This is a genomic window from Streptomyces sp. NPDC055078 (genome assembly GCF_053607985.1).
Genome location: NZ_JBSGUP010000972.1, coordinates 1 through 1,810 on the forward strand (window position 1 = coordinate 1; position 1,810 = coordinate 1,810).

The following is a 1,810-nucleotide window of genomic DNA, read 5'->3' on the forward strand; positions in this document are numbered from 1 at the left end:
CGCGGGCGCCGCCCGCTACCGCATCCGCGCCGCCGGCACCCGCTCCGCCACCCCCAGCCGCGCCGCCCACTCCAGCGCCATCGGCACCCGAGACTCCCTCGGCAGCGGGGCCGCCCCGGACGCCGAGTCCATCAGCTCCTTCACCGCCGACTCGTTCACCGTCCCCGCCTCGACACGGGCCACGAACCGCTCCGCGGCCTTCCGGTTGCGGTAGCCCGCGTCGGCGAAGCTGTCCGCGAGTGACCCGTCGTCGAAGATCCCGGCGTAGCCGTCGCAGGAGGCGACCAGACCGTCGTCCTCGACATAGGCGGGGTAGGGGGCGCGCGCCCACCGCCCGTCCTGCCACCAGTACAGATAGCCCAGCTCGTAGCCGTCGTTCAGCTCACGGAGCCGGTCGTACGGCAGCCAGCCCGGCGCGTTCACCAGCAGGTCGACCGGCTTGTCCCCGTAGTAGGTGGTGTCGCTGCAGTCGACGTCCTGCCCGTAGAAGACGGCTTTGCCATCGGGCATCAGGGCCAGTGTCCAGCCGCCGTTGGAGTGGGAGCAGGTCAGCTCGCGGTCACCCAGGCGGAACACGGGCCTCGCGGTTCTGGTGACGGCGATCAGTACGAGAACAACGGCACGCTGCCACATCCGCTCGGGCCTGCCCAGCTGGGGCGGAACCGCCGGCTCGTTGGTCATCTCTGTCCCTGCTGTCAACGCTGCATATTGCTGACCGAACATTCAGTGCCACCGAACCATACGGCCGGACGGAGCGTCGGCGCCAACGCTTCGCGGCGCGGGGGAACCGGCGCCGACACCACCGTCGATCCAACGAAATATCGTGTCGAACACACCCACGTCCATACGGAGTTGAGTCGTCTCACTGTCAGGGGCAATCATGCGGAGCACCAAGGAGGGTCGTTCCGGATGGTGGTCGGAAGGAGGCCCTGGCATCGTCGCCAGGAGCGTCGGGACGATCAGCCGACGGTGGGCACCAGCCGGCATCGCGGGGAGTCCGGGCCCGGCTCCGGAGCCGTCGCGGGGAGCGCCCTGGCCGGACAGGCGGCCGGACCAAGAGTGTCCGGGCGCAGCGCGCGACGACCGGGGCTGAGGTGAGGGACCTCTCTCGGAGTCATGGGGGAGAACGCTATAGCCAGTACTCGACCTCGTGTTCGCATTTGCTTATCGTTTACCGATTCCTCATCTCGCACCTGGCGAGAACTCGACGGGCCCACGGCACACGGAATCCGCGGATCCGAGGGGTGGTGGCCGGGCCGGACGGGCCACGACCGTGATCGGCCGGCGTACGGCCGGGTGACGGTGTTCGACGGCCGGGGCGGGCGGAGCAGTAGTGTGAAGGCGATGTTCTCCTCCTCGGGCCCCACCTTCCGCGAGCTGGCCGTGCAGGCGCTGTCGTCTGTCGAGCACGGCTACGACCTGCTGGCTCCCAAGTTCGACGAGACCCCGTTCCGGACCCCTGACCGGCTGCTCGACCCGGTGGTGCGGGCCGTACGGCCGCTCGGCCCCTTCCGTTCGGGGCTCGATGTGTGCTGTGGCACCGGCGCGGGGGCGGGGGTGCTGCGGCGGCTGTGCGAGGAGCGCGTCACGGGCGTCGACTTCAGCGCGGGGATGCTCGCCGAGGCCCGCGCGGCCCTGCCGGGAGCCGGTCCGCCGACCTCCTGGGTCCGTGCGGACGCCCGTGCGCTGCCGTTCGGCCCGGAGTTCGATCTGGTGACGAGCTTCGGCGCGTTCGGCCACTTTCTGCCCGGTGAGCGCCCGGCGCTGTTCGCCCAGATCCACCGGGTCCTGCGCCCCGGCGGGCTGTTCG

The 1,810-nt window shown here is 70.7% G+C and carries 2 protein-coding genes; one reads left to right on the top strand and one right to left on the bottom strand.

Features of this window, described 5'->3' with window-relative positions; all coding sequences use genetic code 11:
• Positions 1-15: 15 nt before the first annotated feature.
• A complete protein-coding gene (locus tag ACWF94_RS39260) occupies positions 16-681 on the bottom strand; it encodes a hypothetical protein (protein WP_453499886.1) in 666 nt (221 codons plus the stop codon).
• Between the two features lie 663 nt (positions 682-1,344).
• Here ACWF94_RS39260 and ACWF94_RS39265 point away from each other — a divergent pair.
• On the top strand, positions 1,345-1,810 hold a 466-nt coding region (locus tag ACWF94_RS39265; RefSeq protein ID WP_453499888.1), incomplete at its 3' end, for a class I SAM-dependent methyltransferase.